Annotated in this window: 10 protein-coding genes; 3 read left to right on the top strand and 7 right to left on the bottom strand. The window is 40.1% G+C overall.

The window, feature by feature from the left end:
• Nucleotides 1–32: 32 nt before the first annotated feature.
• The gene (locus AN944_RS02845) at nt 33–920 is read right to left on the bottom strand and encodes a GGDEF domain-containing protein (RefSeq protein ID WP_055023072.1); all 888 of its coding nucleotides are present in this window, start codon (nt 918–920) and stop codon (nt 33–35) included.
• A 200-nt stretch (nt 921–1,120) separates the two neighbouring features.
• Between AN944_RS02845 and AN944_RS02840 the strand changes: the two genes are divergently transcribed.
• Both AN944_RS02840 and AN944_RS02835 read left to right on the top strand, forming a co-directional pair.
• Nucleotides 1,121–3,073, top strand: a complete 1,953-nt coding sequence (locus AN944_RS02840) for a monovalent cation:proton antiporter-2 (CPA2) family protein (RefSeq protein ID WP_055023071.1) — start codon at nt 1,121–1,123, stop codon at nt 3,071–3,073.
• 114 nt (nt 3,074–3,187) lie between these two features.
• Nucleotides 3,188–6,430, top strand: coding sequence for an SNF2-related protein (locus AN944_RS02835; protein ID WP_055023070.1), 3,243 nt, complete (start codon nt 3,188–3,190; stop codon nt 6,428–6,430).
• 8 nt (nt 6,431–6,438) lie between these two features.
• Here AN944_RS02835 and AN944_RS02830 read toward each other — a convergent pair whose 3' ends face one another.
• From AN944_RS02830 to AN944_RS02805, 6 genes are all read right to left on the bottom strand, one after another.
• Nucleotides 6,439–7,659 carry a CDP-glycerol glycerophosphotransferase family protein gene (locus AN944_RS02830; protein WP_144430122.1) on the bottom strand — a complete coding sequence of 407 codons (1,221 nt, stop codon included), beginning with the start codon at nt 7,657–7,659 and terminating at the stop codon, nt 6,439–6,441.
• A 106-nt stretch (nt 7,660–7,765) separates the two neighbouring features.
• Complete coding sequence (tagD, locus tag AN944_RS02825; RefSeq protein ID WP_055023069.1) at nt 7,766–8,158, bottom strand: glycerol-3-phosphate cytidylyltransferase; 393 nt, start codon at nt 8,156–8,158, stop codon at nt 7,766–7,768.
• A gap of 45 nt (nt 8,159–8,203) precedes the next feature.
• Nucleotides 8,204–9,598, bottom strand: coding sequence for a sugar phosphate nucleotidyltransferase (locus AN944_RS02820; protein WP_055023068.1), 1,395 nt, complete (start codon nt 9,596–9,598; stop codon nt 8,204–8,206).
• Nucleotides 9,599–9,606: 8 nt separating this feature from the next.
• Nucleotides 9,607–11,520: a WecB/TagA/CpsF family glycosyltransferase gene (locus AN944_RS02815; RefSeq protein ID WP_055023067.1), complete on the bottom strand. Its 1,914-nt coding sequence runs from the start codon at nt 11,518–11,520 to the stop codon at nt 9,607–9,609.
• Nucleotides 11,521–11,786: 266 nt separating this feature from the next.
• Nucleotides 11,787–12,845: a glycosyltransferase gene (locus AN944_RS02810; protein WP_055023066.1), complete on the bottom strand. Its 1,059-nt coding sequence runs from the start codon at nt 12,843–12,845 to the stop codon at nt 11,787–11,789.
• A gap of 10 nt (nt 12,846–12,855) precedes the next feature.
• Entirely contained in the window at nt 12,856–14,187 is a 1,332-nt protein-coding gene (locus AN944_RS02805; protein ID WP_055023065.1) for an oligosaccharide flippase family protein, read from the bottom strand.
• 449 nt (nt 14,188–14,636) lie between these two features.
• Here AN944_RS02805 and AN944_RS02800 point away from each other — a divergent pair, with 449 nt between their 5' ends.
• Entirely contained in the window at nt 14,637–14,996 is a 360-nt protein-coding gene (locus AN944_RS02800) for a hypothetical protein (protein ID WP_055023064.1), read from the top strand.

The raw sequence follows: 14,996 nt of genomic DNA, 5'->3' as shown, positions 1-14,996 counted from the left end.
TTTAACTCTGTTAAGTTTTGTCTATTCATACCTTAGTCATTGCAAATTCTAAAACAATTTCTGCCCGCATCTTTGGCTTCATATAACGCCATGTCAGCACTTTCATACAGTTTATCTTGGGTTTGTGCGCCACTTGAACTTGCCACGCCTAAGCTGCATTTAACTTGAAAAGTGCTCATTAACGGATGTGACTCCATGGTGTTAATGATACGCTGACACAAAGGCGTCATTTCGAGTGCATTTCCTTGAGCTATAATTATAAATTCGTCACCACCAATACGAAAAGCTTGATCGGTATTTCGAATAGCGTCATTAATCAGTTCAGCAAATGAAGATAAAATCGTATCGCCAAGTTTATGTCCGTGTTGATCATTTACACTTTTAAAGTTGTCTAAATCGAGCACAACCAAAGAGATATCACCTTGGTTTCTGTTGGCTCTGGCCAATGCGCTCTTGATACTTTGTCGATAATAATAGCGATTACCTAAGCCTGTTAATGCATCAAACATGGCTTGATTCGACATTTGACTGTACTTAGTTGCATTTAAAAATGGTTGGCAAAACAATTTTTCAATTTCATTAAGCTGTATTAATTGGTCGGGTGTTAATGGTGAGCTAAGGTAATATTTGATGCTATAAGGCTCACCAAAGCCGCTAATCACTCTTTGTTGATTAAGTCCATGACAACGGCCCCAGTTTAGTTTTAGCTGGTGATTCAGTTGTACACCTTGGATCGGCAATAATTGGCCTAGTGATTTGCCGTAACTGGCAAAGACCGTTCTTGGCTCTAAACTTGCGTGCATTTGCTGCAAGATTTCCATCAAATTATTATCTGAGTTGTGATCTTTGCCAGCTGTGTAAGGCGCTGATTTTCCCCAGTTTTGTTCTGGATATGGCTGTGAAGCTATGGCGTAATCCATTTTTACTACCTCATTTGATGCAAATACATGCGAATGCGAAACATATAAATAAAATTGTTTTTACCTGTATCAAAATGTAAGCAAAAACTGTGCCTGATATTTTTAGTTACTAATTATCATAAGGTTATTGTTAATTGGTTTTATTGTTAATAGACTGTTTCATTGAATCGCTATTTTATTGACTCGGAGAACTCGCATTTATGGAGCACAGCATCTTTATCCATATTCTCTCAATGCTCGTGATAGCTATTGTGGCTATTTCACTGCTAAGGCGATTTGGTTTACCTCCCATTCTTGCTTACCTACTCACAGGAGTAGTGAGCGGTCCTAGCGGTTTTCATTGGTTCACCCAGCAGCAAATGCATTCAGTGGCTGAGCTTGGCGTTGTGTTATTGATGTTCAGTTTAGGGCTTGAATTCTCTGTACCTAAGTTGTGGTCAATGCGAAGAACGGTATTTGGCTTAGGTAGTGCGCAAGTTACCTTTACTGCGCTGTTAGCTGGTTTGGTGGCACTGCTATTTGGCCAAGATATGATTTCAGCCATTGTTATTGGTTCTGCAGTTGCATTGTCTTCAACGGCGATTGTATTAAAGCTGGTTAACGAGCAAGGGTGGATGCGAAGACGTCACGGCGAGCTCTCTGTCAGTGTGCTGCTCTTTCAAGATATTGCAGTGGTGCCGCTATTAATTATCTTACCTTTACTATCAACCAATGGTGAGCCGATAGGCTTTCTAGATATTGCTTGGGGTATGCTTACAGGCATTTTGGCATTCATTGGTTTGATGTCTTTCGGTAAGTGGGTGTTACCTCGAATTTTTGACGAAGTAGCCCGTTCTCGTTCAAATGAATTGTTCGTGTTATCCACCTTAGTTGTTGTATTAGTCACAGGAGCCTTTACTCAGTGGTTAGGTTTATCGATGGCGCTCGGTGCTTTTATTGCGGGTATGTTATTGGGTGAGAGTCAATATCGTCGTCAACTTGAAGCTGATATAAGACCATTTAGAGATCTCTTAATGGGTCTGTTTTTTATCTCTATCGGTATGCTGCTAGATTTTACGATTGTTGCGCAATTTTGGTGGCAAATTCTATTAATTTTAGTTGCTGTTTTAGTGACTAAAACTGTCGTGGTATTCGGTATTTTAAAGTTGGGCGGTGAACAGTTTAAAGTGGCGTTAAGTACAGCCATTAGCTTGGCACAAGTGGGTGAGTTTAGTTTTGTACTGTTAGCTTTGGCGGTTAATTATCAGCTATTAGAAACTCAAATGAGTACCATTTTTGTCATGGTGGCCGTTTTGTCTATGTCAATTGCGCCTTGGCTTATCAGAAACAGTGTTGATATAGCGCAGGCTATCGAAGGTAAAACATCACGTAAAAAACAGATTGAAGATGAGTTTCAATTGCCGCCACCAGAAGACGGGGATTTAGTATTAATTCTTGGTTACGGCCGAGTGGGGCAAACCATCGCCCGATTTTTGAAAAAAGAAGCAGTGCCATTTGTGGTGTTAGATCTTGACCCTACGAGAGTGTCAGAAGCTAAGAATGCTGGCGAACCTGTATTTTTCGGTGACGCTTGTAAAATGGGGTTATTAAAACAAATTGGTATACGTCGTGCCAGCATGGTGGTCATTACATTTGGAGAGTCTCGCCAAGTGGAAGATTGCCTGGCACTGTCGCGCAAATTGGCGCCAGATACTAAGATTTTAGTGAGAACCACGGATGATGCAGAGCTTGATAGTTTAAAAGAGATGGGCGCCACGCAGGTTATTCCCGAAAAGCTTGAAGGCAGCTTAATGCTGGTATCCCAAGTGCTATACAAATGTGGGGTGCCACTACCAAGAATTATTAAGCGATTAGAATCAGAAAGGCGTAACCATTACCAATATCTTCATGGCTTTTTTACTGGAGCTGAGACGGATATGACCTTAGAGCTACTGCATGCGGTGTCGTTAGATACTGGTTCTAATGCGGTTGGTAAGCGCATCGCTAAAATCCCTTGGTCTCAGTTTGGTGTTGAACTTAGAGCGGTAAGAAGGAAAGGCGAGGAGATAAGTCCTGCACCAGAAGACTGGGTTTTCGAGCGTAATGACATCATCATGTTGGTTGGTAAACCACGCTCAATAGAGGCTGCAGAAGAGTATTTATTGCAAGGTTGATGGTTTTTTTTGAAGATGGCTAATTACAGTAGAATTTTGCCATCTTCTTCCATACAATGGCTAGTTACGTTTGTTGTTGAGTAGCCATGTGGTTACTGCTTGTATGGGATAGTCATGTCGGCCAAATTGTTTAATCTTCCTATCAAAATAAGCTTAGAGTTGATTGCTAAGTTATTTTCATCAGTTCAATTACAAAAAGCGCAGAATTATCTCATTGAAGGCCGAGTGCTTGAAGTGCACGCAAGCCAAGAAAATCATAATGTTGAATCTTATGTGGCTGGCTCTGCGATCGAGCCTTATCGCCAAGACATTACTCTGGTAAATGTTAATCACAAAATCGTGATGAAATCACATTGTACTTGTCCTGTCGGCTCCAACTGTAAGCATGTTGCAGCCGCCTTGTTAGCGCTAATTGATAAAAAACCAGTTGAAGAACAACGATTAAGCCAGTGGTTGATGCAGCTTGAAAAGCAAGATTTAGTGCACGCCACAGAAGAAGATGAAGAAAAAGATCGAATTATTTTCACGCTTTCTAGCGACCATCATGGCATTTTTGTCGACTTTAAGCGCAGTAAGCTAAATAAAAAACAACAGTTTAATAAGGGCAGTAAAATTGCCTTAAATGATGTTAAATATCATCTACCTTGGTGGATCAGTCCTGAAGATAGTCAGATTATTAGCTTGCTGTTATCTTCTTCAAAAAGTGCTTCAAAAATATACCTTGAGGGCGAAATTTGCGCTCTTGCATTAACAAAAATGCTTGAGCTTGGTACGTGCTTCTGGGAAGAGAATCGCACACCTTTAACGTTAACTTCTAAACTGGCTCCTGATTTTGTTTGGCAAGAAACTGACGCCCGTCATACTCAAATTAGCATGAGTATGCCAGAGCTAGATAATTGGGAGTTTATCGCTACCAACCCACCAATGTTCGTTGACTTAGATTATTTAAAAGTTGGCTATTTAGACACGGATTTATCAGTAGATAAATTAAAGCTGCTGCAACAAATGCCGCCAGTGCCATTAGATAAGGTGGATGATATTAGCGATAAAATGCTGCGTCATTTTTCACCTAAAAGTGTGCCAGTTCCCAGTGAGATTGAATTTCATGAGATAGAAGATCCGCTCAAAGTCTCGCTAACCTTTACGATGGCACAGCTTGATGACAGTCCTATGATGCAGCCTGTGCTACAAGTCGAGTTTCTGTATGGTGATATCAGCATTGCTGGTAGAAAAAGCCGAGAGAAAATTAACCTTATCAAACAAGGTAAGGTGCAATATCAAATACATCGAGAGCTTGAGTTAGAAGCTCAAGCACTTGAATGTCTCGAAAGCCTACAGTTACAGGCGATTGATAACAGTATCCTGACCTATAACAATCAACATGTTAGCTATTTTAGCCTTGGTTTAATGCCAGAGATGGTTAACGAGTGGGCGCAACTCACGACTTTTGGCATTATGACCTTAGAAGATTTAGGCTATAACGTGGAATTTGCTGCTGACTTTGACTTAAATATTGTTGATGCAGATATTGAGGTAGATTTAGATGACGATGAAGATAGTGGTTGGTTTTCGTTATCGTTAAATGCTGATATCGAAGGGCAGAGTGTGCCGCTGTTGAGCCTTGTTGCCCGTTGGCTCCAGCAAAATGGTGAGCCTGATGATGAGCAAGAGCTTATTTTACCTGGGCCAAATGGACGGTTTGTCAAAATCAAAGCCAAAACAATTAAGCCGCTAATTTCGGTGATTCAAGAGTTATTTCAGCGAGGCGGTGGTGATGTTCTCGAAGTCCCACGTAACCGAGCTGATTTGCTTAATGAATTGTCAGAAAGCGATATTAGATTACTCAATGGTGAAAGAGTCAGGCATTTAGCGACAAAGTTAGCCGAGTTTAAAGGGATTGAGTCAGTTGCATTGCCCACAGGGCTTAATGCCACTTTGCGAGACTATCAAAAACTAGGGTTTGATTGGTTGTGCTTTTTAAAAGAATATCAACTGGGCGGTATTCTTGCTGATGATATGGGCTTAGGTAAGACGTTACAGACATTGGCATTTTTATTAAAAGCCAAACAGATGAAAGCGCAAAATATTGACTCGAGCAGCACGACGTCATTAACACCAAGACCGAGTCTTATCGTTTGTCCTACTAGTTTAGTGGGTAACTGGTATAAAGAAGCGCAAAAGTTTACTCCCGAGCTAAAAGTGTTGGTTATTCATGGCAACAAGCGTCAAGCATTACTCGAAAAAATCGAAGAGTTTGATGTCATTATCACCACATACCCTCTGATTTTACGTGATGAAATGGTGTATAGCGAATATAGCTTTGAGCACATTATTTTAGATGAAGCACAACAAATCAAAAATGCGCAAGCAAAGGTGACTCAAGCGTTAAAGACTTTTAAAGGTCAATTCCGTTTGTGTTTGTCAGGCACACCGTTAGAAAATCATTTAGGTGAATTAAAGTCGTTAATGGATTTTTGTTTACCAGGATTATTAGGCCAACATGCTTACTTTAATAAAGAGTTTCGTGGCCCAATTGAGAAACAAGCTGATACTGAAAAGTCAGCTATTTTGCTAAACCGAATTGCGCCATTTTTACTACGTCGTACTAAAAACGAAGTGATGTCGGAGTTACCTGAAAAAACCATCATAGTACAAACCCTTGAACTGGAAAAAGATCAACGTAACTTATATGAAAGTATCCGCTTAGTGATGGAGAAAAAACTGCGAGAACTGTTTGCAAAACAAGGTGTTTCAAGCAGTCATATTGAGTTTTTAGATGCGTTATTAAAACTACGCCAAGCCTGTTGCGATCCTAGACTGGTTAAGTTAGAACAAGCTCAATACGTTGAAGATAATGCGAAGTTAACTTGGCTGACGCAAAACGTGCCAGAAATGGTTGAAGAAGGCCGAAAGATCCTAATCTTTAGTCAGTTCACAGGTATGCTGGCATTGATTGAACAAGAGTTTATTAATATGGGTATTCCATATAGTAAATTAACTGGTCAAACTCGACAGCGCCAAGATGAAATCGACGCGTTTCAAGAGGGGGATGTGCCGGTGTTTTTAATCAGTTTAAAAGCGGGCGGAACTGGGCTTAATTTAACCGCTGCAGATACTGTGATTCACTTTGATCCATGGTGGAACCCCGCAGCAGAAAAACAAGCGACCGACCGAGCGCACCGCATTGGTCAACTAAATCCAGTATTTGTTTATAAGCTAATTGCTCAAGGTACAGTTGAAGAGAAAATTCAAGAAATGCAGCAACATAAACAAAGTCTTGCAGATAGTATTCTCGCTGGAAGTGCCAAAAGTCAGTGGCAAGGCAATGCCGATGACTTACTGGCACTATTGAGATAATGCAGCTGCTAAGATTGACTGACTAAATTATCAAGTACAGTAAAGCTTTCAATATGCTGATATTGCCAATAGAGCTGAGTTAACTCAGCTCTATTTTTTTTGTGTGTTAACGAGGCAATATTGGGGCTTTCACCCATGGTGTGCAAATACTTTAACAGTACATCAAATTCAAAAATGACTTCGCCTGCCATGGGGAGGCTCTCTGCGTAGGGGTAACACTGGCGGCTATCAGCTTGATATTCTCGATGATCGAATTGAAAAAACACAATGTCGGCTCGGGTCTGCAACATGTCTATGTATAAAGATGAATAGTCTGTGATCAGTAAATCAACGTCATTGATGATTTCATAAGTATCTTGCCAATCAGAGATATTAATAATATTCGGATAGTGACTAATATCATTGGCTAAATCAGCTTCATTAGGGTGTAAGCGCAATAATAATAGCTGCTTATTGTAGACGAGTGCTTCCGATAAGCTCTCAAAATTAATGGCTTGTAGATAAGGGTTAGTGTGAGCTTCCCTATCACTCGCAATGCCACTGTCTCGCCAAGAAGGGGCGTACAATAACACCTGTGACACATTATTATTCTGTTTCAATGTTTGTATTATGGATGTTGATTTAGGGTATCGCTGATAAAAATCTGTACGAGGATTGCCCGATAACAACATATGGTGCTCGCTAATATGAAAAGCTGTAGCAAATAATGCTGAGACTAAATCGCTTGGAGCAATCATGTAATCTGGAGCAATTCTTTGCTGGTGGTATTGCGTTAAGGAGACAAACTTTTGATGCAAACTCTGAGGGTGATAAATCGAGAATAATGGGCCGTTATTGATATCATATTCAATACGTTTTAATGGCGAACCATGCCATAAATTAATCTTGACAGCTCCTTTGGCAAAGTACTGATTCACATCTCCAATATAGCTGTTATACACGTAATATTTGGCAGTAAGGGCATGGAAAATGCCTTTTATACTCCAACGATAATAAGCTTCATAACCTTGAATGGTCAGTTGAGCAATAACATCTTTGTCACCGGAAATCCAAATAGAGCGAATCGTTTTTGCTTGTTGCCAATGCAGGTATAGGTACTTACTATTATCTGCGAATTTGTTTTTATAGCTTCCCATCACAGCCTTTTGAGTTCTTGGAAACAAGGCTGCAATAAAATAGATGGATTGAGTGACTACAAACCTGATGCTGTTGACAATGTATTGGCCCAATTTATGATCCCATAACAATTGAAAAATCCGTTAAATACAGAATAGCACTAATCAAGTTAACTGCCAGATATAAAAGAAATTTATTAAAAATGTTACCTGCCTGCAATTAAGCAGGCACTGCAAGATTATTTTTAATTTCAGTCGTTGAAATATCATCGGTACGAGTAAGATATAACACATCACATTGACTTTTTAGATGATCAAATTGACCTTCCCAGTCGTCACCGATAGCAAAAACATCGACATCAAATTTCTCTATATCGGTACTTTTTTGTTGCCAGTTTTGCTCAGGAATGACTTTAGATACATATTTACAAGCAGCAATGATTTCACTGCGTTGCTCATAACTGAAAAATGCAGCTTTGCCTTTCATTGCATTAAATTCGTCGGTGGACACCCCAACAATAAGTTGGTCACACATTTCGCTTAAACGAGCCAGTAATCTAACGTGACCAAAGTGAAATAAATCAAAAGTACCGTAAGTTATAATCGTTTTCATAATGATATTCCTTAATCGTATTCATGCGATAAATGAGTATTAGGGTTAACCTTTTATAACGATGTCCGTATTGGCTTTATTCATTTGCTGTTGCAACAGGTTGACTAAATATTGTGGTTTATTCGCTTGTTCAAATTCTATTTCAACCATTTGGACTTCTTCGATTGGGGTTGTTTCATCAAAATTAAGTTGTACTGGTCCATAAACACCATATGGCGTAGAACTATTGATTTTGCTTTGGAATTGCGTTGAGGCACCAAATAAGTTGAGGTCTCCTTTTGCAGCACTCCAAAGTTGAGGTAATAATGCAAAACTAGGGCTAGCAATATTGAACTTGTGTACTTTAATCGGTTGATTATCATTGCTAACAACGGTGTCAGTTACTATGGGTTTTCTGGGTTTATTAATGCATGCACATAAAAATAACGTCAGTAAAAGTGGCGATAATAGGACGTATAGTATGAGTAATCCTGCACGCTGAACTAACGTATTGTATTGCGTTGGCTCTTGAACTGACTTGGCAATAAGACTGGGATCTTCAATACGAGTCCAGCTATTGGTTTGCGGGTCTATCATCAAGTCTTGCGAGATGATTTTATTGTTTACACTGAGCTGTGGTCCAACATATGAGTTAGGTAAAATGATGCTGTTTTGAATGGTGCTATCTTCAATAAAGCAGTACTCACCGACAACTACGCCTTCAGTAAGCGATGCTTTTGGAGATACTTTTGTAAACTCGCCGATGGCGCCATATACATCTGTTTTTGATAAATCAGGTAATTGACATTGCGCTTCAACAATCAAATGTTGCTTGGTATTGTTTGTCGCTATCGCACGACCTTTAACGCAAAAATCACGACTGTTGATGACATATTCAGATGCTTCAACATAGGCAGCTAAACTATCTAAGTAAAAGCATTCACCATGAAGTAACTGCGCAACACTATCTGCATGGTTAACTTCTTTCGTCTCAAGCGGCCAGTTCATTAACTCATGATGTTTCCAACCAGCGGGTAGCATCATCATTGCTGGATTACGCTGTGACATTTTTGCATGCACAAACTTTGATGGCATTAGACTGGCAAATTCAATAAAACGACCCAAACAAGGACTGCGTAACATATCTCCACGAACCACCAATGCTTGGGTGTCTTTGTTGATACTCATGCGAGACAGCACACTATTAACTTGCTCTTCAGGTTTGCTTAAGAAGTAATCTATTTTTAATCCCCATTGCTGACCATTTCCGAGTTGGCTTTCGATTTTTTTTGCGTCGCTACAGATGACTAGCTTCACGTCGGTAACACCTGCTGACGCTAAGTCTTCTAAGGTATATTCAACCAATGCTTTATTAGCAACGGGCAAAAGCGCTGGGCAGTATTGTTGATTTAAAGGGGCTAATTCATTGCCTGTACGATTTGCAAATACGATAGCTTGCATAATGTCTCCTAGTAGGCGCCGCGCGCCAAAAGTACTGCCGGAATGGTTTTCAATAACAAGCTGATATCTTCTTTTAGTGATTGCTTGTAGATATAGTCAATGTCGAGTTCTACTTGCTTATCAAAAGGGATATCTGAACGTCCGCTAACTTGCCATATGCAGGTTATACCTGGTTTAACTCCCAATCTGCGACGGTCACTTAACTGATATTGGCTTACTTCATTAGGTAGTGCAGGTCTTGGGCCAACTAGTGACATATCACCAATTAATACGTTCCAAAGTTGCGGTAATTCGTCAATTGAAGCCTTTCTTATCAGTTTTCCTATCGTGGTGATACGCGGATCTTTTTTCATCTTAAAGATTACGCCACCTTGCATTTCATTGTTTTTCTTGATTTTTTCTAGTCTTTCTTCTGCATCAATATACATTGAACGGAACTTCCACATCGTGAATGGTTGATTATTACGACCACTTCGAGTTTGTGAAAAAAAGATTGCTCCTTTTGATTCAACACGGATGCATAAGGCGGTGAGTAGGAACAAAGGCGCCAATAGGATTAGCAAAATGCTAGCGGCCACAATATCAAATGTGCGTTTTGCAAATTGACCACATTTGATTCCAAAGAAATACCAGCGACGCTTATTTTGGTTGTTCACTTGGCCTAGATTAGTTGCAATGTTTGTAGGTGCTTGTTCAATAGATGCATGACTTAAACGTTTTTGCTTTAATACTCGAGCGATAAAAAGTGGGTTACCAACCACATAACGTTTCCACATACGTGTTGGCTCTTGGGCTAAGCGCCATACCCACTCCATACCGACTTGTCTTACTGCAATTGGTGCTCTTGAAACGTTATTGGCAAAGAAGTCAAATAATCCACCCACACCAACAGCAACTCCAACGCTAAGTGCTGATTTATGCTGACGTATCCAAGCCTCTTGTTTAGGTGCGCCCATGCCAACTAACAAGATGTGCGCTCCAGATTGATTGATTTGTTCAATAACTTGCTGCTCATTTTCATCGGTTAAGTAACCGTGGTGACAGCCTACAATCTCAAGGTTTGGATATTGCGCAGCCAAGTTAGCTGCGGCTTCGTCGGCAGTGTTACCTTTGCCTCCTAAGAAGAATAATTTGATGCCAATTAAGGATGCTTTCTCGCAAAGTAATGGCAGCATATCTGTGCCGTTAACATTATCTTTAAGGCCGATATGATGTAGCTGGCAGGCAATCCTAATACCGCTTCCATCAGCAAACACTTGATCGCATTGATTTACCGTATCGCGATAGTCAGAGTCACTCGCTGCAATGTTTAAACAATCGGCATTTACGAAAGCAAATTGTTTAGTGCTAGTCGATTGTGATGAATGGATAAGTAACTCAATACTTTCATCCATGGTGTTGTTATCGATATCGACACCTAAAAGATTAAACTGTTTTGGGTAGTTTAATTGTGTTGAAACAACCACTAACTTGCTGATTAGGCATTTAAAAATGTTCGATACATAACCGAAGAGGCCAAATGTTGGCACTGTATTGGGGTTAGTATTGATATGCGTAATGCCCATACGGCGCTGCATTTGTTCAACTGATAAGATCCCTGGGCGCTGGTTAGCGTGGCTTGGCTCAAATACGGCGTACTCAAATGACGTACCTAACAATCCAACTTGGCCTTTTAAGACACTAAACAGCAAAGGGAGTGTCGAAAATCGGCCTTGTGAGAATGTCCGAATCGCAACTTCCTTTCCACCAGAATGAATAAAAAGTGTTTCGAAAATAGGGTGCTTAGAACAGGCAAGGAATGCCACTTTCACTAGCCAAATCGGGCTTGATAAGATCAGAATGCTGCATGCCACAACCCAGTCGAAAACTAAGATGCTAATAGGCGTTTTATGTGAATGAGTGTTGTTAGGTGCAGTTTTCATATGTTGCCTCACACAGGATCGACGTAATTGATACCTTGGTAAAGCAGGAAGTGTTCCAACTTTTTAAGTTGTTGTTATTTAAGTGGTTGTATTGGCTTTTACTGTGTTGAGGAATGGTTGGTAACAGGCGATTACCATAATGAAAAAGTCGGCTTTGCAGATTGCAAACAAGTCTGCAAAGCCAAACAGGGAAGCTTTTTCATATATCGATAATTCACTCAAGTTTATCTTGGCCTTATAAAGGCATTTTAAGGTCAGTGATGCGTTTACAGTTTGTTGTCTTGCATAAACTCACTTGATACGCCATCTTTCGCAATGCGAAGTTTTTGCATCATGCTAATACATTTTTGACCGACGCCTTCGATAACCAGGTATCCCCAAGAAGGCATTACCCATTGCGCATAAGCTGCAATTAAAGTGGTTACTGTACGACCCGTTTCAGATTGCAAAATACTTGGTGAAGTCGAAATCGCTTGGTTTACCAGTTTTACCGCAGCACCACCATCACCTAAGCGAATCGCTTGTCTTGATAAATAACGTAACTGGTAAGCACGCGCAGCTTTCTCATGGCGTGCAAGTAGCGTAGGGGCGAAATCACGTGCTTTTTCAATCATCTTTTCCCACGAAGCATATTGCTTCATTAGATTTGCAGATAAACCACCATGATTAAGACGGTAATACGTTAGTGGCTCTGGTAAGCCTTCAATTTTCCAAGAGGTAGTTGCAGCAATACGTAACCAACATTCAATATCTTCAGATTGACGGAAGCTCTCATCAAAATAACAGCTATAACGTTCTGCTGTACTCATTGATTGGTAGCGAATGTCATTTAATGTAGTACGGCGAATGACTGGTGCGCTGCCATTACCAACAGGGTTGCGACATAATAAGTGGGCAGCATCAATATCAGTTAGTTTTGGCATTTGATAAAAATCAATAAACTTGCCTGTGTAATCAATGAAACTTGAGCGAGAAAAGCTAACACCGATTTGTGGATCGCTTTCTAAATGTGCCACGTGACGAGCTAGTTTTTCTGAGTGCCATAAATCGTCGGAATCAATAAAAGCGATATACTCACCTAGTGCATGACGTATCCCCGTGTTTCTCGCTGCTGCTAACCCTTTATTTTTAGCGTGACGAATAATGTGCACACGTGGGTCACCAACAAATTGTTTACAGATTTGGATACTGCGGTCATCGCCGCGGTCATCAATAATAAGTAGTTCAAAATTATCAAATGTTTGACTCAATACAGATTCAATTGCTGATTTAACGAATTTTTCAACATTATAAACTGGCATGACGACTGAGATTCTTGGAGACATAGTGTTTTCCTTAACTGTTTATAACAGTTGATTGAGTAAAAGTGATGCGGCTGCTGTACCAGCAAAGCCAAGGCATGATGATTAAGTAAGTCACCATTACGCTGCATGCGACGGTGGTTAAATCAAACTGGCTAGCGATACTGATAACCAGTGTTAAAAGGGCGGTGATAGAGATATTTAGTTTGAAATTTAAATGGCTGTGTCCATGTGCCAACAGTAGTTGGCTGGCTGCTTCAGCCATCGGACGAACTAAACCGCTTAAACATAAAAATACGAAAACCGAAATTGCATCTGTGCTTATCCATTGCTCGCCGTAGACAAAAGGGACATACAATGGCGCTAAACTGGTTTGTAAGATAATGATTGGCGCAGCAATCGCGGTGATTGCTATGACACTACTACGATATTTCTGCTGTGCTGACTGTTCATCTGATGTTGGGTTACTGCCGCAAATGTGAGAGTAAAAAGCAGTGCCAAAACTTTGTACTAGACCAAGACTGACGCCCAAGCTGACGTTGTAAGCAAAGAAGTAAACGCCAAGAGCTTCAACACCCATGAAATAGCCAATAACAAGGTAATCAATGCTCTGTCTTAGGGTATTAATTAAGTCGCTTAAACTTACTGGTACACTAAAGTTAAGCAGTGCTTTAACTTGATTGGCAGACGGCTTTTGAGTGCTTACTGGTAATTTAGTGTCTTTTTTATGGATGTATATCCAAACCAATACCATCACCACTTTTGGGATAATAATGGCCCATAATCCAAAACCGCTTAAGGCTAAGGTTGCTGTTAACACGCCGTCACCTATGGTTTGCCATAAGTTAGCACTTGCCACTTTACGCATATTGTTATTACGTAAGTTGGCCGTTGCGTACATCATCCCAAAAGGTAAAAGTAGGTAGCTTGATGCAACAAAGATAATTGGCAGCACTAATTGCGTATCTTGATAGTAATATGCAAGTGGAACACTGATTAAGCTCATTAAAGCAAATGCAATCACACAGCTGGCAAGGTTGATAAGGTTAGCGCTGGCAAGGTTGTCACTAAAGTCGCTGTCATCCATACGAATTAACGCAGCGGAAGTGATACGTCTTGTAGGAGTGCAGATTAATTCAAATAAGGTTAAGACGATTGCGACTTGACCAAATATCTCTGGGGTCAATAATCGAGCCGTTATAACGCTTGCACCTAGTCTCACCACTCGACCGCTGAATTGTGCACTAGCTAACCATAAAAGGTTTTTACCTAATGAACGTATGCCTTGATTAAGCATCTCATTAAGCGCTAGCTTTTGATTCAGCATTTGCTTCGATTGTGATTGAAGCTTAGTGATGTTCTGCATGACCGCTATCCTTGATATTAAATTGCATTTTGCTGTTTAGCATTGAGAGCAAGTTGCGTTGATACCTAGGTATTACAGTTATTGTGCCAACTTTTAAGTTATTGATTTTGTGTTATTTTGTTTTTAATTTTTAAAGATTAATATGTGAAGTTAGCATTTTGAAAGTGGAGGATTGCAGAATGCAATTTGCAATAAATCTGCTTTTTGGGGGAAATTTCACGCTGTCAGTAAGCAAGTCAGGGGCTTGATGTCTGTCTAGCTCAAGTAATGAGTATGCTAATAATTTAAAAACGTGATGGATATGACTTCATATTAGGTGACTTAATATTAGGTGACTTCATATTAAGTGACTTCATATTAAGTGACTTCATATTAAGTGACTTCATATTAAGTGATATTTAAAGATAAACTTGTGCTGAGATAGAGCGATTAACCTTGAGGTATAAATAGTGATTAAAGTAAGAACAATAAAAGTAAAAGTAGCAAAAGCAATCAAAACGAGCTTCCCAGACCTAAGGTTATTGATTGGTACATTTCTGGTATCTGGGTTTCTGATAGGTTGTGGTGAAGAACAAGACGTTGCTGCAAAAGCACAAGTTTCGGTAGAAATGCAGGAACAGTGTGGAGAGCAAGAGTTTTTAGTTATTGCTGAAAAAGTGAGTGCTGGTGACGGCCAAGGACATGGTCCAGATATTGGCTCAGATGAATGGCAATCAGTCATTGAATTTAAACTTGGCATTAGAGGGCAGGCAGACGTGCCTGCAAGAGATGATGTTCAATGGTGCCAATTTATTCTTAAAAAGCTATAA

Source organism: Shewanella sp. P1-14-1 (assembly GCF_001401775.1).
GTDB lineage: Bacteria > Pseudomonadota > Gammaproteobacteria > Enterobacterales > Shewanellaceae > Shewanella > Shewanella japonica.
The sequence above is the reverse complement of the archived record's forward strand: the minus strand, read 5'-3'. Positions and strand labels throughout refer to the sequence as shown.